The organism is Nocardia sp. NBC_00403 (assembly GCF_036046055.1).
In the GTDB taxonomy this organism is placed as follows: Bacteria; Actinomycetota; Actinomycetes; order Mycobacteriales; family Mycobacteriaceae; genus Nocardia.
Genome location: NZ_CP107939.1, coordinates 8,303,292 through 8,328,295 on the forward strand (window position 1 = coordinate 8,303,292; position 25,004 = coordinate 8,328,295).

Annotated in this window: 27 protein-coding genes and 1 pseudogene; 13 read left to right on the forward strand and 15 right to left on the reverse strand. The window is 65.8% G+C overall.

Annotation, left to right across the window (positions count from 1 at the left end; all coding sequences use genetic code 11):
* Window positions 1–39: 39 nt before the first annotated feature.
* Complete coding sequence (locus OHQ90_RS37355; RefSeq protein ID WP_328405788.1) at window positions 40–1,209, forward strand: FG-GAP repeat domain-containing protein; 1,170 nt, start codon at window positions 40–42, stop codon at window positions 1,207–1,209.
* A gap of 35 nt (window positions 1,210–1,244) precedes the next feature.
* Here the strand turns inward: OHQ90_RS37355 and OHQ90_RS37360 are convergent, their stop codons facing one another.
* The 3 genes from OHQ90_RS37360 to OHQ90_RS37370 form a co-directional block, all read right to left on the reverse strand.
* Window positions 1,245–1,772 carry a TipAS antibiotic-recognition domain-containing protein gene (locus tag OHQ90_RS37360; RefSeq protein WP_328405790.1) on the reverse strand — a complete coding sequence of 176 codons (528 nt, stop codon included), beginning with the start codon at window positions 1,770–1,772 and terminating at the stop codon, window positions 1,245–1,247.
* Between the two features lie 113 nt (window positions 1,773–1,885).
* Window positions 1,886–2,377 carry a DUF6463 family protein gene (locus tag OHQ90_RS37365; RefSeq protein ID WP_328405792.1) on the reverse strand — a complete coding sequence of 164 codons (492 nt, stop codon included), beginning with the start codon at window positions 2,375–2,377 and terminating at the stop codon, window positions 1,886–1,888.
* Entirely contained in the window at window positions 2,374–2,961 is a 588-nt protein-coding gene (locus OHQ90_RS37370; protein ID WP_328405794.1) for a DUF2867 domain-containing protein, read from the reverse strand. Before OHQ90_RS37370 ends, OHQ90_RS37365 begins: the two co-directional genes overlap by 4 nt.
* Window positions 2,962–3,044: 83 nt before the next feature.
* Between OHQ90_RS37370 and OHQ90_RS37375 the strand changes: the two genes are divergently transcribed.
* Window positions 3,045–3,602, forward strand: a complete 558-nt coding sequence (locus OHQ90_RS37375; protein ID WP_328413387.1) for a TetR/AcrR family transcriptional regulator — start codon at window positions 3,045–3,047, stop codon at window positions 3,600–3,602.
* Between the two features lie 29 nt (window positions 3,603–3,631).
* Here OHQ90_RS37375 and OHQ90_RS37380 read toward each other — a convergent pair whose 3' ends face one another.
* On the reverse strand, window positions 3,632–4,462 hold the full coding sequence (locus OHQ90_RS37380; RefSeq protein ID WP_328405796.1) for a helix-turn-helix domain-containing protein: 831 nt from the start codon (window positions 4,460–4,462) through the stop codon (window positions 3,632–3,634).
* A gap of 178 nt (window positions 4,463–4,640) precedes the next feature.
* On the opposite strand from OHQ90_RS37380, the gene OHQ90_RS37385 reads away from it, so the two are divergent.
* Window positions 4,641–5,387: an NADPH-dependent F420 reductase gene (locus OHQ90_RS37385; RefSeq protein ID WP_328405798.1), complete on the forward strand. Its 747-nt coding sequence runs from the start codon at window positions 4,641–4,643 to the stop codon at window positions 5,385–5,387.
* 71 nt (window positions 5,388–5,458) lie between these two features.
* Here the strand turns inward: OHQ90_RS37385 and OHQ90_RS37390 are convergent, their stop codons facing one another.
* Entirely contained in the window at window positions 5,459–6,415 is a 957-nt protein-coding gene (locus tag OHQ90_RS37390) for an alpha/beta fold hydrolase (protein WP_328405800.1), read from the reverse strand.
* Between the two features lie 345 nt (window positions 6,416–6,760).
* Here OHQ90_RS37390 and OHQ90_RS37395 point away from each other — a divergent pair, with 345 nt between their 5' ends.
* The 4 genes from OHQ90_RS37395 (at window position 6,761) to OHQ90_RS37410 (ending at window position 10,743) form a co-directional block, all read left to right on the forward strand.
* Complete coding sequence (locus tag OHQ90_RS37395; RefSeq protein ID WP_328405803.1) at window positions 6,761–7,885, forward strand: agmatine deiminase family protein; 1,125 nt, start codon at window positions 6,761–6,763, stop codon at window positions 7,883–7,885.
* Between the two features lie 90 nt (window positions 7,886–7,975).
* Window positions 7,976–8,548, forward strand: a complete 573-nt coding sequence (locus OHQ90_RS37400; RefSeq protein WP_328405805.1) for a TetR/AcrR family transcriptional regulator — start codon at window positions 7,976–7,978, stop codon at window positions 8,546–8,548.
* 399 nt (window positions 8,549–8,947) lie between these two features.
* The gene (locus tag OHQ90_RS37405; RefSeq protein WP_328405807.1) at window positions 8,948–10,090 is read left to right on the forward strand and encodes an epoxide hydrolase family protein; all 1,143 of its coding nucleotides are present in this window, start codon (window positions 8,948–8,950) and stop codon (window positions 10,088–10,090) included.
* A gap of 179 nt (window positions 10,091–10,269) precedes the next feature.
* A complete protein-coding gene (locus OHQ90_RS37410; protein ID WP_328405809.1) occupies window positions 10,270–10,743 on the forward strand; it encodes a hypothetical protein in 474 nt (157 codons plus the stop codon).
* Window positions 10,744–11,005: 262 nt separating this feature from the next.
* Here OHQ90_RS37410 and OHQ90_RS37415 read toward each other — a convergent pair whose 3' ends face one another.
* The 4 genes from OHQ90_RS37415 to sigJ form a co-directional block, all read right to left on the reverse strand.
* Complete coding sequence (locus tag OHQ90_RS37415; RefSeq protein ID WP_328405811.1) at window positions 11,006–11,743, reverse strand: MerR family transcriptional regulator; 738 nt, start codon at window positions 11,741–11,743, stop codon at window positions 11,006–11,008.
* Window positions 11,744–11,783: 40 nt separating this feature from the next.
* Window positions 11,784–12,698 (reverse strand): alpha/beta fold hydrolase, encoded by a 915-nt coding sequence (locus OHQ90_RS37420; RefSeq protein WP_328405813.1) that lies wholly within the window; start codon window positions 12,696–12,698, stop codon window positions 11,784–11,786.
* Window positions 12,699–13,003: 305 nt separating this feature from the next.
* Window positions 13,004–13,759, reverse strand: coding sequence for an alpha/beta hydrolase (locus OHQ90_RS37425; RefSeq protein ID WP_328405815.1), 756 nt, complete (start codon window positions 13,757–13,759; stop codon window positions 13,004–13,006).
* Between the two features lie 222 nt (window positions 13,760–13,981).
* The gene (sigJ, locus tag OHQ90_RS37430; RefSeq protein ID WP_328405817.1) at window positions 13,982–14,872 is read right to left on the reverse strand and encodes an RNA polymerase sigma factor SigJ; all 891 of its coding nucleotides are present in this window, start codon (window positions 14,870–14,872) and stop codon (window positions 13,982–13,984) included.
* Window positions 14,873–15,008: 136 nt separating this feature from the next.
* Between sigJ and OHQ90_RS37435 the strand changes: the two genes are divergently transcribed.
* Entirely contained in the window at window positions 15,009–15,596 is a 588-nt protein-coding gene (locus OHQ90_RS37435; RefSeq protein ID WP_328405819.1) for an NADPH-dependent FMN reductase, read from the forward strand.
* Window positions 15,597–15,606: 10 nt separating this feature from the next.
* On the forward strand, window positions 15,607–16,098 hold the full coding sequence (locus OHQ90_RS37440) for a nuclear transport factor 2 family protein (protein ID WP_328405821.1): 492 nt from the start codon (window positions 15,607–15,609) through the stop codon (window positions 16,096–16,098).
* A 250-nt stretch (window positions 16,099–16,348) separates the two neighbouring features.
* Here OHQ90_RS37440 and OHQ90_RS37445 read toward each other — a convergent pair.
* The 3 genes and pseudogenes from OHQ90_RS37445 to OHQ90_RS37450 all read right to left on the reverse strand — a co-directional run.
* Window positions 16,349–16,867 (reverse strand): annotated as a pseudogene (locus OHQ90_RS37445) (FAD-dependent oxidoreductase); the annotation flags it as partial.
* Complete coding sequence (locus OHQ90_RS39690; protein ID WP_442941264.1) at window positions 16,821–16,976, reverse strand: NAD-binding protein; 156 nt, start codon at window positions 16,974–16,976, stop codon at window positions 16,821–16,823. The pseudogene OHQ90_RS37445 and the gene OHQ90_RS39690, both read right to left, overlap by 47 nt.
* 335 nt (window positions 16,977–17,311) lie before the next feature.
* Complete coding sequence (locus OHQ90_RS37450; RefSeq protein WP_328405823.1) at window positions 17,312–18,244, reverse strand: alpha/beta fold hydrolase; 933 nt, start codon at window positions 18,242–18,244, stop codon at window positions 17,312–17,314.
* A gap of 127 nt (window positions 18,245–18,371) precedes the next feature.
* Here OHQ90_RS37450 and OHQ90_RS37455 point away from each other — a divergent pair, with 127 nt between their 5' ends.
* The 3 genes from OHQ90_RS37455 to OHQ90_RS37465 all read left to right on the forward strand — a co-directional run bounded on the left by OHQ90_RS37455 (window position 18,372) and on the right by OHQ90_RS37465 (window position 21,211).
* Window positions 18,372–19,184, forward strand: coding sequence for an AraC family transcriptional regulator (locus OHQ90_RS37455; RefSeq protein ID WP_328405825.1), 813 nt, complete (start codon window positions 18,372–18,374; stop codon window positions 19,182–19,184).
* Between the two features lie 454 nt (window positions 19,185–19,638).
* On the forward strand, window positions 19,639–20,397 hold the full coding sequence (locus OHQ90_RS37460; protein WP_328405827.1) for a type IV toxin-antitoxin system AbiEi family antitoxin: 759 nt from the start codon (window positions 19,639–19,641) through the stop codon (window positions 20,395–20,397).
* Window positions 20,390–21,211, forward strand: coding sequence for a hypothetical protein (locus tag OHQ90_RS37465; RefSeq protein ID WP_328405829.1), 822 nt, complete (start codon window positions 20,390–20,392; stop codon window positions 21,209–21,211). The genes OHQ90_RS37460 and OHQ90_RS37465 overlap by 8 nt, the downstream gene beginning before the upstream one ends.
* 114 nt (window positions 21,212–21,325) lie before the next feature.
* Here the strand turns inward: OHQ90_RS37465 and ychF are convergent, their stop codons facing one another.
* The 3 genes from ychF to OHQ90_RS37480 form a co-directional block, all read right to left on the reverse strand.
* Window positions 21,326–22,405: a redox-regulated ATPase YchF gene (gene ychF, locus OHQ90_RS37470; protein WP_328405831.1), complete on the reverse strand. Its 1,080-nt coding sequence runs from the start codon at window positions 22,403–22,405 to the stop codon at window positions 21,326–21,328.
* Window positions 22,406–22,523: 118 nt separating this feature from the next.
* Complete coding sequence (locus OHQ90_RS37475) at window positions 22,524–23,447, reverse strand: quinone oxidoreductase family protein (RefSeq protein ID WP_328405833.1); 924 nt, start codon at window positions 23,445–23,447, stop codon at window positions 22,524–22,526.
* 141 nt (window positions 23,448–23,588) lie between these two features.
* Window positions 23,589–24,191, reverse strand: coding sequence for a TetR/AcrR family transcriptional regulator (locus OHQ90_RS37480; protein WP_328405835.1), 603 nt, complete (start codon window positions 24,189–24,191; stop codon window positions 23,589–23,591).
* 78 nt (window positions 24,192–24,269) lie between these two features.
* Here OHQ90_RS37480 and OHQ90_RS37485 point away from each other — a divergent pair, with 78 nt between their 5' ends.
* Window positions 24,270–24,902 carry an NAD(P)-dependent oxidoreductase gene (locus OHQ90_RS37485; protein ID WP_328405837.1) on the forward strand — a complete coding sequence of 211 codons (633 nt, stop codon included), beginning with the start codon at window positions 24,270–24,272 and terminating at the stop codon, window positions 24,900–24,902.
* The last annotated feature ends 102 nt before the right edge of the window (window positions 24,903–25,004 follow it).

The window sequence follows — 25,004 nt, forward strand, 5'->3', positions numbered from 1 at the left end:
CAGTAAAGTTCTGCCGATATCGGACAATCGGGAGAATAAGTGACACAGATCAGGTTCGCCATAAGCGCTCTCGCTTCTCTGGCAATGGCAGGCTCCACACTGGCGGGCACCGCCGCCTTCACCAGCACCCCAGCATCGGCTGATGCGCTTCCCAACCTGACGGGTCCTGCGGTACCCGCGGTCGCCGATCTCAACGATGACGGCTACACCGACGTCGTGTTCAGCGACTTCGTGCTCGGGTTCGGCGTGTCGGTGTTCCTGGGCAAGCCAGGCGGTGGCTTCCAGCCCGCCGTCCGATACACCACCGGCGGCCAGGCCGACTACGTCGCCATCGCGGATTTCGACCACGACAGCAAGCTCGATATGGCCGTCACCAATTTCACCTCACACAACGTCTCCATCTTGATGGGCAAGGGCGACGGCACCTTCGCCAAGGCCGTCAACTACGACACCGACCTCGCTCCCGGCGCGGTGGTCGTCGGTGACTACAACCACGACGGCAACCCTGACTTGGCTACCTCCAACCAGGCCCCGTCGTGGTCGATACTCCTCGGCAAGGGTGACGGCACCTTCACCGATGCCGTCACCGTCTCCAGCAACCTCGGCGTCGGCTCCGGATCCGCCGACGCCGCGGACTTCGATGGGGACGGCAACCTCGACCTGCTGCGCGGCAACTACGTCAACAGCACCATCCAGATCTACCGCGGCCACGGTGACGGCACCTTCGCCGCGCCGGCCACGTTCAGCGAGGGCGCCCTGACCGCCTGGTACGGCATGGCGCGCGACATCAACGGCGACGGCAAGGCGGACATCCTCTTCTCCAACCTCGTCAGCGGCACCGTTTCCACGCTGTTCAACAAGGGCGACGGCACCTTCGGCGCGCTGCGGACCTATCAGACCGGCGGCCTGTTCCCGCAGTGCTTCGACGTGGCCGACATCAATGGCGACGGCAAGCTCGACATGGTGGTCGCCAACGGCGGCACCTCGAGCATCAGCGTGCTGCTCGGAACCGGCAACGGCACCTTCGGCCCGCCGAGCCACACCTACCCCTCCGGCGGGCTCGTCCCCCTGTCGACCCCGATTCTCGCCGACTTCAACGCTGACGGAAAGACCGACACCGTCATCGGCAACACCGGCACCGGCAACATCACCCTGCGCTACGGCAACGGTGACGGCACCTTCGGCCCCGCCATCGACTACTCGGCCTGATCGACCTGGACAGGCCCCGCCTCCGCCGGGGCCTGTCACCGGTTTGCCCGCATCACACGGTTTGACGTCGACCCTACGATGTCCTGAATCGACTGGAACCCAACCGCTTTCGCTGATCGGCGCGAAGGCTCGGCCCGGTGCCGAAGCGCTACATCCGTGTCTGTGCGTACTCGTGCAGCGCGTCGCGGACAAATGCCGCGCCTTCGGCACCGTCGTATGTGGCTGCGAAGCGAGGGGTCCTCGACGTACATCTGGCCGAGGCCGTTCACCAGCTGGATCGAGCGGTCCCGATCGCCCTCGGTCATAGGGGCGCCGGGAATCTCGCTCAGCCACTGGACATGTCGAGCGGCCAGTGCTTGCGCACGCTCCGAGGTCGGCGACACCCCGGCCTTCCATGCGGCGATCCAAGCGGCGACGAGGTCGTCGGTGGCCCGCTTCCAGGCCTGCTGCTCGAAACTCTTGGCGTGCCACCAGTCGTCGCTCGCCCGGAATGCGTGCTCACCCCAACGCGAAATAACCTCGTCCCGGTAGCGATCGTTGAACCCTTCCAGCATGATGTTCATGCACGGTTCGGTCCCGGCCGCCGCGGCGTCGAAAGTGTGACGCACGGACCGGATCTGCTGCTCGATGCGATCGCGTTAGGTGTCGAGAACAGTGATGGTCATATCCGCCGACGCTAAACATTGACGCAGGGACAAGGTCGAGCCGCGTGCTGACCGAACGCCATCTCCCCGCCTCGGGGTGCTGCCGACTGATCGCCCTTCCGCGCGGCCACGATGATCAGCGCCCCGGAGACAACCCCGGCGAAGAACGGCGACGGCACCAGCAGGATGCCGCCCAGCACACACCACGCCGCGAGGCCCCAGCCGACCCCGGCGGGCACGGCCACTCCGCGTCCAGCGAGGTGCCATATCAGGCAACCCAAGAGAATCAGGGGCACGGCGAAGCTTCCCGGACCGGCCCAGAAGGTGACCCTATTCTGCAGGGATTCCACTGTCTGAACAGCGGCGCCCTCGGTGAGATCGAGCGGGACCGCTGCCCACATCCCCCGATCCACCCAGTCGGTGACGTCCGTCCAAGCAACGAGCGCCAGCAGCAACAGGTGCCCTGTTCCCAGCACGAGCATGATCCCGCTCGCCCAGCGGAGCAACCGCTTTCCGGAGTTCATCGTGACCTTCTTTCCCAGGCGCGTTCCCATTGCCGCGTCAGAGCCGGATAGACGATGAGGTATCTGAAAGGCGCGATGGCGGCCATGTAGAGCCGCCCGAACCATCCGTTGGGCTTGACGAGGACGGCCATGCGCAGCTCATAGTCGCCGTTCGCGCCTCGGACCCAGCCGAGATGCATCACGGTGTGCACGGTCTTGTTCGCCAGCTCGCGAGCGGACTCCATGTCGAGCTCGTAGACCGCCTTCAGGGGCATGTCGTCGTCGTCCGGGCCGCGACAAGCCGCGTGCATGTCGCTGGGCAGGCGGTCGCGCAGCGAGGCAACCCGCTCCCCCACCCCCGCGGACGTTTTGTCCCAGCCGAGGAGTGCACCGAGCTTCCATCGAATAGCGAACAAGAACCGCACCGGCAAGGTCTGCCTCGCGGGTCCACCGGCCGCTCGCAGGGCTGCGAGCAGCACCGGGAAGTCGTCGGGTCCAGCTCCGGGAGTGCGAAACGACCACACGTCCTCGACTGCGAACTCCCTCGCGAGTTCGTGGATGCGCCAGGGCTGCTCGGTGTAGGCGGCGGCTGCGAGTCGGGGCACGGTTCACCTCTCATTTATACGGTACCGTACAGTTAGTGCATACGGTACCGTATAGATTCGACTCGATCAATGGAGGTGGCCGAATTCCCGCTGTGGCCCGCACAACACGAGCCCGCTGGATAGCGGCGGGCCTCGAAGCCCTCGGCCGGGGCGGACCCGACGCCGTCCGCGTCGAGACCCTCGCCACCGAGCTCGGCGTGACGAAGGGCGGGTTCTATGGACACTTCGACAGCCGCCCCGCGTTCCTCACGGAGATGCTCGACGAGTGGGAACTCCGCTGTACCAAAGAAGTCATCGCCCAGGCCGACACGGAAGGTGGCGATGCCGCCGACAGGATCCGGCTCGCCGGTCAACTGACTTTCTCAGAGGACCTGCACCGGATTGATCTCGCGATCCGGTCTTGGGCCCGCCACGATCAGTCGGTCGCGACCCGCCTGCGGCGTATCGATAACGAGCGAATGCAGTTCCTGCGGAAGATGTTCGGCACCTTCATCACCGACCCCGATGAGATCGAGGCACGCAGCACCCTGGCGTTCGCACTCGCGATCGGCCGCCACTTCATCGTCGCGGACCACCCTGGCTACACCAAACGCGAAGCCGTCCAGCTTGCCGGCGAATACCTCTTGCGCCCGCCACCGTGAACACCCGATTCGCGCGTCAGCTGGAATTCCTACAGGCTTCCGAGTTTCCGCAGCGCCTGCTCGGATGCCGAGCCCGGCTCAGCAGCGAACAGGTCCAGCCCGCAGCACGACGGCAGGTCGGGCAGCGCGACGAGCTCGCCGTGCAGGGTCAGTTCACCCACGACCGGGTGGTGCAACACATACGCCCGGTACCGGACCTGCGCGACCGGGTGCTCCGCCCACATCTGCGCGAATTCCGCGCTCAGATCACGCATTTGATCGATGTGCGCCATGAGTGCGGGGTCTCCGCGATACCGTCCGAGCAGAACACGCAGATGCGCCACTTGCTCGCGTGCCGCCCGCGGCCAGTCGCTGCCGTGCAGCTCACGCAGGTAGGGCTCGGTGAACAGCAGGTGTGAGAGCGTGCGGCGGTTCTCCGGCAGGGCGGGGAAGTCGCCGAACACCGCCACGGCGAGCTGGTTCCAGCCGATAATCTGGGTGTGCCGACCGACCAGCAGCGCCGGCGTCATCACGAACGACTCCAGCAGGTAGCGCAAGCTCGCAGGCGCATCCGACGAGGCGGTGGCCGCCGCACACGGCGGGGGACGCCGTGCGATCCGGTGCAGGTAAGCCAATTCGTCGGTGTCCAGGCGTAGCGCCGCCCCGATGGCGTCGAGCACCTCATCCGAGACGCTGTCGCTTTTGCCCTGTTCCAGACGTGTGCAGTGGGCGATGCTCACGCCCGCCAGCTGCGCCAACTCCTCACGCCGCAGGCCCGCGACCCGGCGTGCTCTGCCGTAGTCGCGCAGCCCGACGTGCTCCGGGCGCAGGCGGGCACGGCGTGATTTGAGGAAGCCGCTGAGCTCGGTCCGGTCGTCCACGCGACCAACGCTACGCCGGAGCCTGCGGTGGGTGATCACGCCGTGAGTACGCAGCACACGGACCTGGTCGGGTGGTCGCGGCGGTTTCATGCTGACAGCGAGCCACCCGCGACCGGCACACCCTGGCCGCGCTCCCCGGCTCCTATCGCGCACTCACACGAACGAACGGAGAGAAGTCGTGCCCCAAACGCTCGGACTCATCGGCAGCGGAATGATCGGCACTTCCATTGCCCGCCTGGCCGTTGCGGCAGACCTCGAGGTTGTCCTCAGCAATTCGCGAGACCCCGAGACACTTGCCGATCTTGTCGCCGAATTGGGCGGGCGCGCTCGAGCGGCCACACCGGAGGCGGCAGCACGCGCCGCGGACCTGGTGGTGGCCGCCATCCCGCTGCATGCCTATGAAAAGCTCCCCGCCGAAGCTCTGGCCGGGAAGACGGTGCTGGACACGGCGAACTACTACCCCGAGCGGGACGGCCACGTGGCCGAGCTGGATGCGGGCGAACTGACCTCTGCCGCCCTGCTACAGCGCCACCTCGCGGGCTCCCGGGTAATCAAGGCATTCAACAACATCACCCCACACCAGCTGTTGTCTCTCGCGCGGCCCGCAGGCGCGCCGGACCGCAGCGCCCTACCCGTCGCAGGCGACGACGCGGAAGCCAAGGCACGAGCCACCCGGCTGTTGAACATCCTCGGATATGACGCGGTGGACACCGGCACCCTTGCCACCAGTTGGCGCAGTGAACCGAGCACACCGGTGTACATCCAGCCCTACCTCGGCGAAACGCCCGCAATGAACGTCGAGGACTTCCTGCGCTGGACTCTCCGGACGCCTGGCATCGTCGTCCCCGCCGCGCAGGTCCGCAAGCTCGTCGAGACCGCGGTCCGCCAGCAGGCGGGCGAGGCCAGGCTCCCGAGCGATGACTGACCCGGAACCTTGTGCGCTCTCCTGGCCGGCGGCAGACTGGGTGGCCGCCGAAACCCCCGCGCACGAACGGACTATGCGACGAGTGTGAGGTGAACGCCCTCGACCCGGCCGGTACCGCCTGCTCGCGTCATCAGGCGAGCGATGGCCTCGACGACCCCACTCGGCTGCTCGAGAATCACCGAGTGACCGGCGCCCTCGACCATCACGAAATCCGAGTACTCGACGACCGCTGCCATCGTGACGGAATGCGACAGCGGCGTCATCAGGTCGGCGGAGCCGCACAGCACCAAGGTGGGGATCTTCGAGAGGATAGGAAGCGCGTCGGTTTGGTCATAGACCATGAAGGCGCTCAAGAAGCTCGCCATCGTCACGATCGGCGTGTCGTTGTGCATCGCGTTGGCAAGGGTGAGCACGCGAGCGCTGACTCTGCGATTGCCGAATTCCGCGGTACGGATGACCGGGGCGAAGACCTTGCAGACCATTGCCTTCGCATGATGCATCATGCCCGGAGCACGTCGGACGGCAGCCTGGAATGCCGAAACGACCGGGTTGCGTAGGAGGCGGCCGAAGCCTGCGTCGGCGAGCCCGTTCGCGGCGGTCGCGATGAGTGCGACGCCGACGATGCGAGTGCCGATCTCGTGGGGGTTCTGGCTGGCGTAGGTCAGCACGGTCATGCCGCCCATCGAGTGGCCGACGAGGACGACCGGTCCGGTGGGGGCGACGGCGTCGAGAACGTTGCGCAGGTCGTAGCCGAGCTGCTCGAGGTTGTAGGTCTGTCGGGACGCCGCGGCGGAGTCGCCGTGGCCGCGGTGGTCGTAGCAGACGACCCGGGCGTCGGCGTATCGGCGCAACAGCGCGTCCCGGACGTAGGTCCAGGACTCGGTGCGCTGGCAATGTCCGTGCAAGAGGACGACGGTGAGGTCGGCATTTCGTGGGCCGTATTCGCGAACCGCAAGTGCCACACCGTCTTCGGTCGAGACCGTGGCACGCCGTTCTGCCGAGGTGGCGATGGTGCTGGTGATCGACATCGGAGGCTCCGGTTCGCTTGTGGTGACTTGTCCAACTGTCCATCGCATTCGTCGCCGGTATCAGGACCCCGAGTGCTGGGGTCCTCCCCCCAAGGTGGAGCAGAACCACCACCAAGGTGATGCTCCGCCGCTGCATCGACGGAGACGAACGCTCCTCCGCAGGGTTGGACGACTACAGAAGGCCAACCTCCTTGACTAATTTTTTAGTCAGGATTTAGAGTGCTTGGTAGCCAGACGGTCGCCCATTCATCACGCGGGCCTCCGCAGCAAGAGTGAGGCTGCCTGCTTTCGACACGCCGCGAGGGACTCGCAGCACGAAGGCGCGGAGCGAAGAGGAGAAGCAGGATGCGGCGGCGCACGTTCGTCCAGACCACGATGGCCGCGATCGGCAGTTTGCTGCTGGCCGGTTGTGACGACAACACCACCCCGATCGGTAGCGACAGCCGTAGCAACCACAACGACGGAAGGACATGGCTGATGCCCGAGGAAGGGCAGCCGCACAAGCGGACCTGGATGGCCTTCGCCGCCGCCGAACGTATCTGGGGCGCGAAGCTGGTGCCGGAGGTGCAGCGCAACCTGGCCACCATCGCCACCACCATCGCCCGCTTCGAACCGGTGTCGATGCTCGTGCGCCCCGACCAGATGGCGCAGGCCAAGAGCCTGATCGGCGACGCGGACGTGGAGCTGATCGCCACCGACCTCGACGATCTGTGGATGCGCGACACCGGCCCGGTGTTCGTGCAGAGCGGAAACACCAAGGCCGGTGTGGATTTCAACTTCAACGGATGGGGCAACAAGCAGGAACACCGCCGCGATGCGAAGGTCGCGCAGTTCGTCACCGGCCGCGCCGAAGTCGAAACCCGGCATACGGATCTGGTGCTCGAGGGTGGCGCGCTCGAGGTCGACGGCGAAGGCACCGCGATCATCACCGAGAGCTGCGTGCTCAACAAAAACCGCAATCCGGGCTGGAAGAAGAAGGACGTCGAGGAGGAGCTCGACTACCTACTCGGGATCAAGAAGGTGATCTGGCTGCCCGGCATCGCCGGCGAGGACATCACCGACGGCCACACCGACTTCTACGCGCGCTTCGCCGGCCCGGGTGTGGTGGTCGCCGGACTCGACACCGACCCGGATTCGTTCGACTACGACGTCACCCGCCGCCACCTCGACATTCTGCACTCGGCGACCGACGTGTACGACCGCCCGCTGCAGGTGGCGGTACTCGAGGGCCCGTCGATGGTGCGGGCGAAGTTCGAGAACGACGACTTCGCCGCCGGCTACATCAACTTCTATGTCTGCAACGGCGCGGTCATCGGTCCCGAGTTCGGCGATCCGGACACCGACAGCGCCGCGAAATCCACCCTCGAGCGACTGTTCCCCGGCCGGGAAGTCGTGCAGATCAATATCGATGGCATCGCCGCGGGTGGCGGCGGCATCCACTGCACCACCCAGCAGGAGCCCGCGGACTGACCCGCACTGTCGCGCGGCGAGCCCGAACCTCGCCGGGGTGCGGCGCACCGCTTGCCGGACCTGCCGGATTCGCCTCTACTGTGAGGAATCGTGTCAGACCGTCGAACCCAGATCCTGGAAGCCGCCGTCCGTGTCATCGCCCAGGACGGCGTGCGAGGGCTGCGTATCGAGAAACTCGCCGCCGCGGCCGAGGTGTCCACGGCACTGATCTACTACCACTTCAAGGACCGCGCCGGTGTCCTGCACGCCGCGCTCGAACATATCAACCACCGCGCTCAGGCGTACACCGACCGCACCGACACCGCCGACCCCCGCAGCCGGGTCGGGCAAATGCTGCTGCTCGAACTCCAGGACACCGACGAAGTTCGCGAAACCAGCATCGCATGGGGCGAATTGCGCGCCAGCGCCGTCTTCCACCCCGACCTGCGCGACCCCCTGCAAGCCACCACCGGGAGCTGGAACACCGACGTCGAAGCCCTCATCCGGCAGGCCCAACAGACCGGCACCGTCCACCCCGCCCTCGACGCCACCGCCACCGCCGAACGCCTCACCGCCCTCGTCGAAGGACTCAGCGAACGCTGGCACAGCGGCTCCCTCACCCTCGACCGCGCCCGCCAACTCCTCACCAGCGCAATCGAACTCGAACTCGACGCAAAACCCTGAACTGGCCACCGACATCTCCGCCTACTTCCGCGACCACACTCGCCCTGGCAACGCGGCTCCAACGAGAACACGAATGGTCTTCTGCCCCAATACTTTCCCAAGGGGCAGCGACCTGTCAGTCCACAGCCGCGACCAGCTCGTCCAGCTAGGCTCTTGCCCCCACCAGCTAGCAGCGCAGTTGCAACGACCCCTCGAATTCGCCGACACCGGGTGGGGCTCAGCTCTGCGAAGCGCGCGGTCAGCCAATGCGCGAGCCGAAAGTGCCTGTGCCCGTGTAAGCCGGAGGCTCGGCGTAGGAGCGACAGCGGTCGGACCAGTCGCGCCGAGGTTTCGAACATCATTCGACTTTTGCCGAACCTAGGGCCGAAACTGTCCTAGGTGGTTCCTACGATGGATTTCATGACCGAACAGATTCGACCGTTTCGCATCGACGTCCCCCAGGAGCAGCTCGACGACTTGCATCGGCGACTGGACGCCAACCGCTGGCCCGACGAGGTTCCCGGCGCGGGGTGGACACAGGGCATCCCGCTGGACTACACCAGGGAACTGGCCGACTACTGGCGCACTACCTACGACTGGCGAGCGCAGGAGGCTCGACTCAACTCCTTCCCGCAGTTCCGCACCGAGATCGACGGCCACGACCTGCATTTCATCCACGTCCGCTCGGCAGAATCCGACGCATTGCCGCTGGTGCTCACGCACGGCTGGCCTGGATCGATCGTGGAATTCCTCGAGGTGATCGGGCCATTGACCGACCCGGTGACGCACGGCGGCAACGCAAAGGACGCGTTCCACGTCATCGTGCCGACCATCCCCGGATACGGGTTCTCCGGACCCGCCATCGGCTGGTCGACCACACGGGCCGCGCGCGCATGGGCCGAACTGATGCGTCGCCTCGGCTACGACCGTTACGCCGCGCACGGCGAAGACACCGGCGCAGCCATCACCCGCCAGCTGGCGGTCATCGATGCCGAGCACCTGGTCGCGATGCACCTGACGGATATCGCCTCGGCCACCGTCACCGCCGAGACCGCCGACCTAGACGATCCCGCCGAACGGCGCGCCGTCGAGCTTGCCGGCCGCTTCCAGTACCAACTCGGCGCGTACGCGATGCTGCAAGCCAGTAGGCCGCAAACGCTGTCCTACGCGCTCACCGACTCGCCGGTGGGTCAATTGGCCTGGATCGTCGAACGGTTCAAGGATTGGACCGACTCCACCGACGCACCCGAGGATGCCGTCGACCGCGACGCGATGCTGACCAACGTCATGATCTACTGGCTCAACGGCACCGCGGGCTCGTCGGCGCGCTACTACTACGAAGGCGCCGCCACCTGGGGCAAACCCGAACCCGACACCAACGTGCCGGTCGCCGTAGCAGTCCTGCCCCACGACATCGGCGCCCCGATCCGCCGTATCGCCGAACAGAACCACAACATCGTGCGCTGGACCGAATTCGACCGAGGCGGCCACTTCGCCGCTATGGAAGAACCCGACCTCATCATCGACGATCTGCGCGCCACGTTCCGCGATTACCGCACATAGGCACGCAATCCCCCGGCGATCTGCGGCAGCGGACTTGTCTTCGTCATGCGCCATCAGCAAGACAGGTGGCCGCGGATCGCCGGAATCGAGCGTGCCACGGTCCTGAGCTGATCCCTTGGCGCCACTTGGCGGCTCGTTCCCCGCTGGCGCCCGAGCCGGGCCGCTCATAGGGTGCGCACGTGGGCGATCGGCGATACATGCGACGCGGTGACGGGCGACGACGAAACCCAGCAGACTCCATCCAGCGGGAACCGCGGGACGTCATCGCCGGTGCCGACGTAGTGGTCGCGGGCCTGTTCTCGGCCAAGCGCACGGACTGCCTCGATGTGATGGCTGATGTTTCGGCAGGTGTTGCCCGTCTCGGAGGTCGAGTGGTCGAGTGTTTCGTGCAGCGCCGCGGGGTCTCGGGCGGCAAGAAAGGTGACAAGCCGGGCGGCACAGCGACGATGGCCGAACCCTACTCGGCCAGAACGTTGATGAGCACGGGCAAAGTCGGCGAGATCGCGGGCGCGTGTGCTCGGGTGCATGCCGGGGCCGTTGTCTTCTCCAACGAGCTGACCGACCGACAGCGAACAGTTCTTGCGAGGATCTGTGGTTGTCCGGTGTTCAGCTACAGCGACCTGACGCAGGGTACTGATCGGTCCGTCGTATGACGCGCGGCAATGGGACGCGAACGTCTTGTACGACGGGCGGGTGGTTTGCTTCTACAGATGCGCTTGTACGCCAATGTATTCCGGAGTTGATCAGCACAGTGGCGGGCAAACGGGAGTATCGCTCGAACACCACTGCAAACGCTATCGATGTGCGCTGCCGATGTGAGTGGTAGTCGGCGTCCGGACCGGCTGGACAAATCTGCGCGCGCCGCTGTAGGCGCCGCTGCGGCATCCGATAGCTTTTCTGCATGCGGTGGCGGCTTCAGCCGTCGTGCCCGGCGGTTCGGCGCTGCTCGGCGCGGTGGGTGAGGGCGTCGACGATGCGTTGCCATGCTGGTGTTTCCTCGGAGATCCGGGAAAAGACCAGCTTCAGGTGCCCGGACCGGCCGCTGTCTCGTTCGTGGTCGATCTTCCATGCGTCCAGCTCGTCGATGAGCCGGTCCAGGCGTGGATCGTTCGGGTCCCAGTCCACTGATTGATCGCAGGCGAGATACAGGCGCACCGTCTCGGGGTCGTCGAAGGCGGCGTTCTTGTCCCGTATCCGCTGCCGCATGACGCCCGGTTCCAGTGCCTGCATCAGGATCCAGGAGTCACGCTCGAGTTGTACTCGTCGTTCGCTGACCCCGAGGCTGCGCATCCGGTTCAGGATGGCGACCACCTCGGGGGGCAGGACAAGCCTTTCGCCGCCGGCCAATTCGGCGATGCGGCGGCGGTATTCGGTGAGCTCGTCGATTCTGCGCTGCAGTTCGGCGTCGATGTCGGTGATGGACGAAGCGAATTCGGTCGGCTGTGCGTGCAGCAGCGCGTCGATGCGGGCCAGCGGAACTCCGGCATCGGCGAGGGTCCTGATCCGGATGAGGTCCACCGCCGCTTGCGCACTGTAGCGGCGGTAGCCGGAGGCATCGCGCTCGGGCTCGGGCAACAGCCCGACGTGATGGTAGTGGCGGACGGTGCGCACAGTGACGCCGGCGGTCGCGGCGAGTTGGCCGATCGTGAGCACCGTCCTCCTCGGGTCGTCGTGACAGGCGATCGTGCCGAGTCTAGGGGCGAGCGGCTCGGCCGACGACATCGCGGATCGCCTGGACGACGGCATCGGGGCGGTCGAAGCAGAGCCGGTGGTGGAGGGTGTCGGACAGGATGCGTTGTTCCCCCTGCGAGACCGCGTTCACCACTGCGGCGTCCATTCGCGTTCTACCGTCGCGCATCTCCTGCAGCGTCTGCTCCGACGTCAGCGCCTGCTGGGCGAGGTCGATGCCGACCGCGGTGAGTGCGACCACCGGGACATCGGGCATGTCGGGCCCGGCCCGCAGTTCGGTGGCGAGTTCGGCCAAATTGCTGCGCTCAGCGATGCCGACCCGAATCCATTCGTCGCTCAACTTGGCATCGAGCAGCGGTTGCCGCATGTGCTCCGGGTAGTCCGCGAGCAACTCGGCGCCCCACTCGCGCAGCGCCGGGCGCAGCTGTTCGAGCTGCTCCAGATCAGGCGCCATCTGCTCGGCCGCCGCCAGGCTCGCCGCGGGCGGCATGAACTCGTCCCACTCGGGGTGCAGGGCGTCCAGCCAGACCAGCCCGGCCACGTCCTGCGGGTACAGCTGGGCAAATCGGTGCGCGTAGAAGCCGCCGAGGGAGTGCGGTGCGAGTACGTAGGGGCCGACGATGTTCTGGGCGCGCAGCAGCTCGTGCAGTTCCGTGGCGACCGCGGCGGCGGTGCGTGGCAGTGGGAGGGGATCGCTGTAGCCCGTGCCGCCGCGGTCGTACACCACAGCGGTGGTGAACTGCGAAACCCCTTGCTGGACACCGAAATAGTCCAGGCCTACCGCGCTCGCGCCCGGCAGAAACACGACGGCCGGTCCGCCGCTGCCCAACCGATGCACGAAAATGCGGCGGCCGTCGATCTCCTGAAATCCTCCGACCGGCGGAGCGAGCCGAGCCGGGGAAGCGCTGTTGTTGGTCATGCGACAAGGCTGCAACCCTGACGCAGGGTCAAGGTCAACCCCTTCCACCGCAGTACCCGAAGCGTACGCAGCTGTTCAACGCGCTGCCGTGCGGCTGATCGGAAGTTCATCGCGACGCACGCTCACGCCATAACTCGGGCGACCGATTCGACGCACTGGGCTCATCCTGCTCCGACGCAGCGCGGACATCCAAGCAAGTGAGCATCCGGTAGTGCCGACGACCGCGCAGTTCGGGTCTGGCCAAAGACGATCTGCGACAGCGGTGTTGCCGTCCGGCTCGACGCCGGACGCCAACACCCCTTGGGTCAGGCCGGTGACGGTTCGGCCCGGCCGAGATGGCGGGCGAAGAACCGGGTTGCGCTGTCGACCTCGAATCTGGGCACGCCACCATGGCCGCCCGCGTTGGCGTGCAACGTCTTTTCCTTCGAGGCGAAGGCGTCGAACAACGCGAGTCCGGATTGGCGGTCGATGTGCTCGTCGTCCCACTGGAGCAGGAATTCGATCGGGACGGTGATCTGTGCCGCCGCCTCGGCCAGGGATTCATGTCCGAGACAACCGAAGATCGCCGCGGTGATCCTGGGTTCGACCGCCGTCAACGGCACCCCGATCCCGGTGCCCTGCATGATGCCCCAGAAACCGACCGACCCTTCGGCGCCGATCTGCGGCAGCTTCTGCAGGGCGTCCAGGGTCGCCTGCCATTCCGGCACGGCACGCGCTGCCAGGTCGATGTGGATCCCCACGACAGCCGGACCGAGCGGCTGGCCCGCCGCCTGCGCCTGCCGTAGGACGGTGATGCGCTGCTCGTCGGCCGCCGTGCGGGGCCGGTCACCGTGTCCGGGCGCGTCGATGGCGGCGACATGGAAACCGCAGCCGGTCACGAAGCGGTGTGCGCGGCCGATGATTCCCGGTGCTCGCTTATGCTGGCCGCCACTGTGCGCCATCAGCACCAGGGGCGCGGGATCGGAGCCGGATGCGGGCGACCAGAGCACGCCGGGCACCTCACCCAGCGTGAAATCGCGTTCGACGACACCATTCGACGATGTCTCCGTAGTGAAATGCATAGGTTGTTGCCTTTCGGGATTGCCTTATCGAGGCGCTCCCGGCGACACCTACGTCAATCGCCGACCGTGAACAAGCGGGAGAGCACCCACAGGGATACAGCGTTCATGGGTCTCACCTCCTCACGCGATGTCACGGTCTCCCGGCACGCTATCAGCCCGAACATCGTCCCACCCAACCCTTTTTCTACCGATGGGATATCTCCAGTGGGAGAGTGCCGGAGTTCAGCCTGCTGTCCAGGGCCGAAGTTTCTCCGGATTGCGGATCGCCCAGATCCGGGTGATCCGGCCGTCGGCGATATCGAAGGCGTAGACCGACACGATGGTGTCGGCGAGCTGCGCCACCAGGCCTGGTTGGCCGTTCACCGTGCGCTCGAGCAGCGTCACCTCGGGGGCTCGGGCGGCGATTTCGATCCAGGCGCGGGCGATCTGCTCGCCGCCGTTGATCGGGCGGATGAAGGCTGGAGCCAGGCCGCCGCTGTCGGCGGTCGCGGTCGCCTGCGGATCGAGCAAACCGATCAGGGCCTCGATATCCCCTGTCTCCCAGGCCCGTTTGAAGTCCCGGACCACCTCCGCGCGCTGGGTGCCCGACGGACCCCGCGATGTACGGATGCGGCGGCGGGCGGAGGAGGCGAGCTGGCGGCAGGCCGCGGGGGTGCGCCCGACAATGTCGCCGACCTCGGCGAAGGAGTAGCGGAAGACGTCGTGCAGGACGAACGCCACCCGCTCGGCCGGCGTCATGGAATCCAGCACGACGAGGAAGGCCATACCGATCGACTCGTCGAGGGTGACCCGGTCGGCGGGATCGGCGGGGGCGGGACCACCGAGCCATTCGGAACGATCGGGTACCGGCTCCGGAATCCATTCGCCCACGTAGCGTTCCCGCCTGGCTCGCGCCGAGCCGAGTAGATCGAGACAGATGCGGCTGGCGACCGTCGTCAACCAAGCACCGGGCGCCGCCACATCCCGCCGCTGCGGCTCGGATAGGGCGTACCAGCGCGCATAGGTCTCCTGCACCACATCCTCGGCCTCGGCCAGCGAGCCGAGCAGCCGGTAGGCGAGATTGATCAGCTGACGGCGCTCGCTGATCACCGAGCGCAGTTGCGGATCGGTCATGGTGTCGGCTCCTTCGGTCGATGCGGCCCTCACTGAATTGACGAAACAGCGACCCGAACTGTGAGGCGGCCTGACATTCCGGTCGGCTGCGTCGTCGGAAGGTCGTGACACCTTCAGCAGAGCAGGAGTTCCGGACATGATCAGAATCGGCATCATCCTCGGCAGTACCCGGCCCAACCGCAACGGTCCGCAGGTCGCCCAGTGGGTTCTGGACACGGCAGCGCGTCGCGGCGACGCCGAGTTCGAATTGATCGACCTGCGCGAGCACCCGTTACCGCATCTGGACGAGCCCGTGCCACCGCTGTTCGGCCCCTCCGTACATGAGCACACCCGCGCCTGGGCCGAGCGGGTCGCCCCGTTCGACGGGTTCGTGATCGTGACCCCCGAGTACAACCACTCGGCCCCCGGGGTGCTGAAGAACGCCATCGACCACGTGTTCACGGAGTGGGTGAACAAAGCAGTCGGATTCGTCTCCTACGGTGTGAACGGGGGCGTGTGCGCGGTGCAGCAGCTGCGGCTGGTCTGCGGCACCTTGGGCATGGCCGATGTGAGCCCCGAAGTGGCGCTCTCGCTGCACACCGATTTCGAGAACCACGCCCACTTCGCCCCGAGCGACCACCATGCCGTGACCCTGAACAAGGTGCTGGATCAGCTCATCGCATGGAGCGCCGCACTCGCGCCGCTACGCCGGGCCACCGCTGAAACCACTCTCATCAATTCCTGAGGAGCCAATCATGCTGACACCAAACGACTTTCGGTCACTCGCCGACCGTGTCGAGATCGAAGCACTCCGCGGCGAGTTCACCGACGCGGTGATGATGCGCGACTTCGACCGCCTGGCATCACTATTCACCGATGACGCGGTGCTACGCATCCCCGACGCCGGTATCGAAGTCGCCGGCCGCGCCGAATTCCAGACCAAAATGCGGCTGATGCAAAACGCTTGGGACTATTTCGTTCAGCACACCCATCCCGGCACGATCGACATCGATGGCGACACCGCCAGCGGCCGCGCCCACATCTGTGAACTCGGCCGGTTGACAAGCGGCAGTGCACATTTGAACTATGCGATCTACCACGATCGCTACCGGCGAACGGCCGACGGCTGGAAGTTCACCGAGCGGGTCTACGAGATTCGATACCTCGACAACTCGCCGCTAGCGGGCTCACCGCCGGGAGAGAACGGACTGGGTGTGGACGCATCCGCTGTGCAGCTACACGGGTGATCGTGCGCTGGCCACGGGGCCGCTGCTACCACCGGCAGCATCACGCCCCGCTGGCCTCGCCGGCGGCACAGGTTTCTGCAATCGCCTGCCTCGACTAGTTGTCAATCGGCTTTCATGGATGTGGGTGGATCAGCGACGGACTCGACAATTGGCGTGTCGCACAGGAGTCCAGCGTCGACCCAAAGCCCGTCGAGCGCTGGATCACAAAGGGCCGCAAGCCTTTCCCACGGGTAGGTGGATGAGTGTCCGGCTAAATCGACGATGCCGGCGGGGGTGGGTAATCGTCGACGGTCATGGAGTTGTAGACACGTGCGCTCTTGGCGGTGAGGCGGAGGAAGGCGCGGCTGGGCCCTGCGGGCAGGACGGAGAGCAGGCGAGTGCCCTGGACCAATCCCCGCACACCGAGGCGGGAGGTGGGGATCAGGGTTTTCGCCGCGCTCAGCGCAACCGCGCGGCTGTCCCGCACGTGCTCTGTCATCGCGCGCTCGTAGGCAGGAAAGGCGCGCTCAGGGTCGCCGCCCGCCCGCGCCAGCTCCCCGGCCAGGACGTACGCGCCGACGACAGCCAGACTGGTGCTGCCACCGACAGCCGGGCCGGGACAGTAGCCCGCGTCACCGACGAGCGTCACCCTCCCCCGTGACCAGGTGTCCATGCGGAGCTGGGTGATCGAGTCGAAGTAGAAGGCCGGAGTGTGGTCGACCGCGTCCAGCCAGCGCTCCACCTCAGGGTCCATACCGCTGAACGCGGCGCGCAGCAGATCCTTCTGTCTTGCGCGGAGCCGGCGCGCGCTCGACAACCGTGACCGAAAAGCCGTGTCTGGTAAGCCAGTACGCCAGCACCGGACCGGCGACGCTGGCGCCGGAGATGAGAATCTGCATGAGTGTGCCCTACGTTTGTTGGTGTCCGGGGTTCGATGCCCTGAATTCCCCGGGCGGTGGGTTCGAAGTCGTGTGGTTGCCTTCGTCGAGGGCCGAAAGGGTGCCCGGCGAACTGGTGGCCGGGTCGGCCGGGTTGACCGGTACCGCACAGACCCGATGCCGGATCGGGTGGGCGGGATCGAGGGTGTCACAACGCATCCGGCCGAATGACGGAGCCTGGACACCACCGGTTTCCCAGCACCGCGGTAATCGTGGGTCGAAACCACCGGACAGCGGACGCCGGGCACGATCGGCCCGTTGACCCGGCACTAGGACAGTCACGCACGAGGGGTTGTTCAGTATTGCTCGGCGAAGTCGCGGATGAGGGTGCCGGTGGCGCCGGGATCCTCGATCATGGGGGTGTGACCGCAATCGAGGGACTCGATCCGGACGTTCGGGACTCGGCGATAGTCCTGGAAGGACGCTGCCGGCCAGCGTTTGTCCTGGGAGCCATAGATCACCATGGTCGGTAGGCCGAGGTCCACGAGGCGGTTCGGTTCGGGGCGGTCCCGCAGGTACGCATCCGACGCGTTCGACGTCGCGGTGAGGCTACGGTATGTCATACCTCGGACGTCGGCGATGATCCGCTCGGGAACTGGTACGTCGCGGGTGAAAGCACTGCTCAGGGAGTACCTAATAGCGGCGTCCGGAAGCAGCGGCCACAGCGGTTGCCCGATCGCCGGGTTGAGCAGCAGATCGCCGGCCGGGCCGTTGTCGGCGAACGCGTCCAGCCGTGAACCGGTATCGATCAGCGCGAGCGCCGTCACCAGATCATGGCGCTGTTCCGCCAACGAGGTCGCCACATAGCCACCGGTGGAGTGTCCGACGACGATCGCGTGGCGCACGCCGAGTCGATCGAGCACCTCTGCGACCCGGCTCGCCTGCTCGGCCATTCCGTAACCACTATCCGGTTTGGCCGATTCGCCGTGTCCGAGCAGATCGATCCGCACCACGTATCGATTCTGCAGAGCGGGCATCACCGGGTCCCACCATGTGGTCGATCCGGCCAGCCCGTGCAACAGCACCACGGCATCCGCACGGGGAACCCCGCTCGAGATGACATGGATGTCTCCAGTGGGAAGGTGCACCATCTGCTCCTGGGAAACGTCCGGCGCGGCGGTCGCGACACCTGCCGCGTTGCCCGCGAACAGGGCGGCCGACACCGCACCGATCATCAGCCCGATGCGTCGTCGCCGACCCGGCGTTGCGGCAGCGGTGGTCTCATTCATAGGTCCTCCTTCGACCGATTCGTGACACCACCACCCTGCTGGGCGACAACGACATTCGTCTTGAAGAAATGTCAGCGACGGCGGTCGGCATCGACTGCCGATACCCGACGGCTCATATAATCGCGGTGTGGCTTGGGAGATCACACGACCACCGCGGACACCCGCGCTGCACGGTGTAGACATGGCCGGATTCCGCATTCACGGTGACGGCCCAGCTCAGCTGCGCGCCATTCCCCATCCGGCCGTCACGGTAGCTGTCAGCATCGGTGACCATTGCTTCGACGTCCGCGACTCGACAGGCCGAACCCACTCGGGCAGCCTGGCCCTCGGCCTGACCGGCACCGCGGCCCCGGTGCGCGTCCAAGCCATCGAGTGTGTACAGGTCCGCCTGTCACCGGTCGTTGCACCCGCCATCCTCGGATTACCGCTCGCCGAATTGACCGGGAACATCGTCGCGCTCGACGATCTGTGGGGTCGCGACGCGACGCGCCTGAGTGAGCGCATGCACGAAACGTGCAGCTGGCACGAACGATTCGCGCTGATCGAGACGATGCTGTCGGCACGGTTGCGCGACGACCGCCGGGCCGACCCGGAGGTCGCGTGGGTATGGCACCAACTCATCCTCAGCCGAGGCCGATTGCGCGTCGAGCGCTTGGCCACAGAGGTCGGGTGGAGCCGCCAACGGCTATGGTCACGCTTCAGCACGCAGATCGGCCTCACGCCCAAGCGCGCCGCCATGCTGGTGCGGTTCGACCACGCCATGCACCAATTGGTCCGGGGACACTCACCCGCGCAAGTGGCGGCCGACAGCGGTTATGCCGACCAGCCCCATCTCCACCGCGACGTACACGGATTCACCGGCGCTCCCCTCACCTCCGCGGCCGGCGAACCATGGCTCGCAGTGGACGACAAGGCCTGGCCATCGAGCACTGCGGGCTGAACGGCGTTCGGCGAACGGGCTCGATGCCGAAACAACCCAGCGCTACTCCGCCCTGAGCCTGGTCGAAATTCCGGGCCGCCGGCCGAGCCTGCCAAGCCGTCGAGGCGGCGGCGCGGGCACTCGGAGCGCAGACGCCTCGGCCCGCGCCGCCCAGCCCAACCGAGTGATCTGCTGGCGGCCCGGCGCGGCAGTGTTCAATATTCCCTAGCGTTCAATTAAACTGAACAACGTGGCCGACCGAACACAACACCGTGACATCGAACACTCGACAGCCCAGGCGCTGTCGGAGTTATCGATCGAGTTCTCCGTGCGGCACTGGACGTCGGATCAGACCGCGATCGTCAACGTGAGCCGCCACGGCTTCGATATGACATATCGGATGGCTTGGTTGCCGCACGCGACTCTGTCAGAACTATCGCGAGTCGACCAGCAAGACCGCGCGCATCGACTGCTGGTGACCGGCCCACAGATAACCAGTCGCACTGCGGAGGCACTCCGCGCCGCCGAAATCGACTACATCGATTACGCAGGAAACGCGCATCTGAACTTCGGCCCTGTACTGGTAGATATCCGCGGACGTCGTAGTCCAACCAAGGAGCCGAGTCATCGCCCTGCGGATGCCAACCTGTTCAGCGCTCGACGGATGCAGGTCCTCTTCGTGTTGCTGGCATGGCCGGATTTCGTGGATATGCCGGTTCGCAAGATTGCAGAGGCTGCCGGAACGTCGGTGGGGATCGCGCAGTCGACGCTCGAAATCATGAAGGAGTCCGACTACCTCATCGGAAGATCACTACAACGTCGCGATGAACTGGTCGACCTATGGGCCGCTGCATTCCGAGGTGCACTCCTGCCGAAAATCCGGCGTAGCTCCTTCAGCGGAAGTATCGAAAGCTGGTCGCCGCCTCACGGATACTTCGTGAGTGGAGAATCTGCTGTTGAATTGATCCGGCAACCACAGACACTCACGATTTACGTCGAGCACTTCGACCTCACAGAAGCCATCCGAAACGGCTGGCAGAAGTCCGACGACCCGAATATCGAGGTTCGCCAGAAATTCTGGAAGGAGCCCAACTGGACGGCCCCATCCGATCGACACGGTGTCTTCACCAGGTCTGCGGCCCCTCCGCTCATGATCTACGCAGATCTCCTGACGTCCAGTGAGCCACGACAATCCGAGGTGGCGAGAACATTGAGGAGGGACCAACTTGTTTGACCCTCTTCGAATCGGTACACAGTCATTGGATCTGATCGACAGCGTGGTGGTCGAATTGATCTCAGGCGCTAAGGCTGACGAGACATCGATCATGGTCATCGGTGCGCACTGTCGCGACTTGCTGCACACAGCCTTTGGTCGCACCGATCTACTACGCTCTACGAGTGATGTGGATATCGCCATCGCCGTCGACGGCGATGCCGAATATCGACGGATCATCGCGGCACTACCTCGGTCGGGAACCACCGATATCCGTTTTTCGATCGCGGGAGTCGCGGTCGATGTAGTGCCGTTCGGCGACATCGAAGACCCCGCCGGAACGACCTCCCTAACAGGCAGGACAGAATCGCTCGACGTCTTCGGCTTCCGGGAGGTCTTCGCCCATTCGATCGAGTTGCGATTACCGAGCGGCTATCGGGTGCGGATTCCCGTGCCAGCAGGCTACGCCGCGCTCAAGTTGAAGGCTTGGTGCGATCGATCCGTCAACGGCGAGTACAAGGATGTCGGCGACATCGCGACAGCGTGCGGCTGGTACCAGGACGACGCTGACATTCGAGCAGCGCTCTACGGAGCACGTACCGATCTGCTGATCAGAGCTGAAACAGACGTCGACCTCGCCGCTCTGTATCTTCTCGGCGAGGAGATCGCGGACATTCTCGGTCGAGTACGAGTAGCTGAGCTAGCAGCGGCATGGGACCGCACAGATCGCGAGCTGCTCGCCCATCACTTCGCTCGGCACCGGTCTAGGACACATCCCGACCATGCGGCGGCAAACAGAGCGATACTGGCTGTGAACAACTTCCTCTTCGGCTGAACGGCGGCACGCGTTCGAAATCGGTGCGCAGGAACACTCTCCTGTTGGAGAACGCCCCAGCGCTGCCTCTGCAACATGCGCCTGGGCTCCTCCATTTGCCCCGGGCGCAACGAATTACACGTTGAAGCGGAACTCGACGACGTCCCCGTCGACCATGTTGTAGTCCTTGCCTTCCATCCGAACCTTGCCCGCAGCCTTCGCCGCCGCCATGGAGCCGTGTTCGACGAGATCGGCGAAGGAGACTACTTCGGCCTTGATGAAGCCGCGTTCGAAGTCGGTGTGGATGACGCCGGCGGCCTTGGGGGCGGTGTCGCCCTGGTGGATTGTCCAGGCGCGGGCCTCTTTCGGGCCTGCGGTGAGGTAGGTCTGCAGGCCGAGGGTGTGGAAGCCGGCGCGGGCGAGGGCGTGCAGGCCGGGTTCGGTCTGGCCGATGGATTCGAGGAGTTCGGTGGCGGATTCGTCGTCGAGCTCGAGCAGTTCGGATTCGACCTTCGCGTCGAGGAACACCGCATCGGCCGGGGCCACTGCGGCTTTCAGCTCCGCGATCTTCGCCTCGTCGGTGAGCACCGCCTCGTCGGCGTTGAAGACGTAGAGGAACGGCTTGGTGGTGAGCAGCGAAAGCTCTTTCAGCAGTTCGTTGTCCAGCTTCGCGCGGGCCGAGAAGAGGGTCGCGCCGGTGTCGAGGACTTCCTGGGCGGCCTTGGCTGCGTCGAGAACCGGCTTGCGGTCCTTCTTGACCTTGGCTTCCTTCTCCAACCGCGGGATCGCCTTCTCCAGCGTCTGCATGTCGGCGATGATCAGCTCGGTCTCGATCACCTCGATGTCGGAGGTCGGGTCGACCCGCCCGTCGACGTGGATGACGTCGTCGTCGGCGAACACCCGAACCACCTGGCAGATGGCGTCGGCCTCACGAATGTTGGCGAGGAACTTGTTGCCGAGGCCCGCACCTTCGGAGGCGCCTTTCACGATGCCCGCGATGTCGACGAACGACACCACAGCGGGCACGATGCGCTCGGAACCGAAGATCTCGGCGAGCTTGTTCAGCCGCGGGTCCGGCAGTGGCACCACCCCGACGTTCGGCTCGATGGTCGCGAACGGGTAGTTCGCCGCAAGCACGTCGTTCTTGGTCAGCGCGTTGAACAGCGTCGACTTTCCGACGTTGGGCAGGCCGACGATTCCGAGGGTGAGACTCACGAGGAACAGAGTCTACGCGGCGGTCCGGGCCACTCTTCCCGCGCCGTCGCCGAACGGCTGTCACACTGCCTGCGCCGCCGCGCACCGGATGGGATGGCGACGCAGGCTTCGGGCAACGTCAGGGAATAAGGACGACCTTGCCGAGGTTGGCGCGGCCTTCGACGACGGCGTGCGCCGCGGCGGCGTCGTCGAGTGCGAATTCCGCATGGACGGCGGGGCGCAGTTGGCCCGAGGCGAAGTACTGCCAGAGTTCCTGCCGCCAGTGCTCGTACAGATCCGGGGAGTTCATGGCGATCAGCGCGAGCTGGAAACCAGTCACCGATTTGGCTCCGACGAGCAGATCGTAGGCCTGGATCGTGCCGCCGCCGGAGCTGTAGGCGACCAGCCGTCCGCCTGGTGCGAGTGCCGCGATGGCGGGGGTGAGCAGTTCGCCACCGACCGCGTCGAGCGCGTAGTCGACGGGGTCGCCCCACGACTCCTGTCCGTATCCGACCACCTGGTCCGCGCCGAGATCACGCACGAAATCCGCCTTGACGAGATCAGAGACCGCAGCGACCACCCGCGCCGCACCGCGCACCCGTGCCAGCTGAACAGCAAGGTGCCCGACGCCGCTCGCGGCAGCCGTGACCAGCGCGGCCTCGCCGTCCTTCGGGTTCGCGGCGTCGAGCGCACCCAAGGCGACGAGCCCGCTGCGCACCAGCGCGACAGCATCGACAGCGGAGGCGCCGTCGGGGATGGGCGATGCCATCGCCACCGACAACAGCGCGTAATCGGCATAACCGTGGCCGAACACCAGTCCGGTCACCCGGTAGCCGGGCGCGTATCCGGTGACACCCTCGCCGACCGCGACCACTTCACCCGCGATCTCGCCGCCCAGCGCGATCGGCTCCCGCGGCTCACGCACCTTGCGGACCACCGGCAGGGTCACCCCGATCGCCTCGACCCGAACCAGAAGTTCACCCGGGCCCGGCGTCGGCGCCTCGACCGACACGACCTCGAGTACCTCCGGACCACCGCTGCGCTCGTATTGAACCCGCCGCATCACACCTCCAAAATACTTAGAAGCGGTAACGGTAACCGGACAACAGTGTGTTTCCGCAGCACCTCGGCGGCCCGAGTGCTCCATCTCACCATCGCTCGACATCGGCTGAGAGGCACGTTCGGGCCCTTGCCGCGCAGAGGTTCAGCTGTGCGACTCTCCGCCCGCGTCCGGACCGAGGGCCCGAGTGAGCGTCCGTGCGAGATTCTGTGCGAGCTCGTCCGGCGCGGGTATCGCATCGGGTCCCGCTTCATAGAAACGCAGGAAGGCCTGATGGAAGCAGGCTCCGTCGAGGAGGGCCGCGACTGTATCGACGTCGGCGGCCGAATCGACCCGACCGAGTTCCTGCTCGGCGCGCAGATAGCCGACGATGCCCGCGATCGCACGACCGGGACCCGCGCCATGACGATTCATCGAATCACGGTGTGCCGCCATCCGTTTCGGCTGCGCCAACAGGCCACCGAGCAGTGGCAGCGATTGCTGATAGAAGCTCAGTGCGCCGCGCGCCATCGCGGCGAGATTGTCTTCCACCGTGGCCGCACCCGGCTGCGGCCCGGCCTCGATCGAACCCGGCATGCGATGCCGCAGGACATTGAGTATGAGGTCTTCTTTGTCGCTGAAGTGCTTGTAGAGCGCGGCTTCCGAATACCCTGCGGCCTTGGCGATCTCCTTGGTGGTAGCGAAGGCCACCCCACGGTTGCGCATGATCTCGGCGGCGGCGTCGAGGATCTGATCGCGCGTTCCCACAGTGCCTCCCGGTTGACAAGTTAGTAAGTACTCACCCATCCTAGGTTAGTAAATACTCACCAACTAGAAGGGTCCGTCATGCGACTCACAATTTTCGGAGCAACCGGACGCACCGGCGAACACCTTGTGCACCAAGCCCTGGCGGCCGGGCACCAGGTGACCGCGGTGGTCCGCGGTGTGCACTCGATCCAGGACCGTCCCCAGCTCCGTGTCGCGTCGGCCGACGTCATGGACCCCGGATCGCTCACGGAAGCGATCCGAGGTGCGGACGCGGTGCTCGACACCATCGGCTCCAGAGACAAAGGACCGACGAGTGTTGCGACCGACACCGCCCTGTCCATCACCAAGGCCATGGAATCGGTCGGCGTCCGCCGCATCGTCCTGGTCAGCAACAGCGCCAGAATCGCAGGGCCGGGCGACGACTGGTTCACCCGCTTCGTGGTCAAGCCGCTCATCCTGCGTCCGCTGCTGCAACACAGCCTCGACGACATGGCCGCAGCCGAGCAAGCGGTGCGTGACACCGCGCTGGATTGGACGATCATCCGTGCACCCCAGCTCACCGACAAGCCGGCGAAAGGCTCCTACCGGACCGCAATCGAGCGCAATGTGACGTTCGGGATCAGAATCTCCAGGGCCGATCTCGCCACATGCATGCTCGACGCAGCGGCCGACCCGCAGCTGATCCGCGCGCACATCAATGTCGCGAGCTGAGCGACAAACCCATCCTGTGGTGCCGCTCGGTTGGCATCGACGATCCGGCGGCGCGCCGATCATGCATGACCCCGCCTGCCCGATGCACGTGTACCAGAGCAC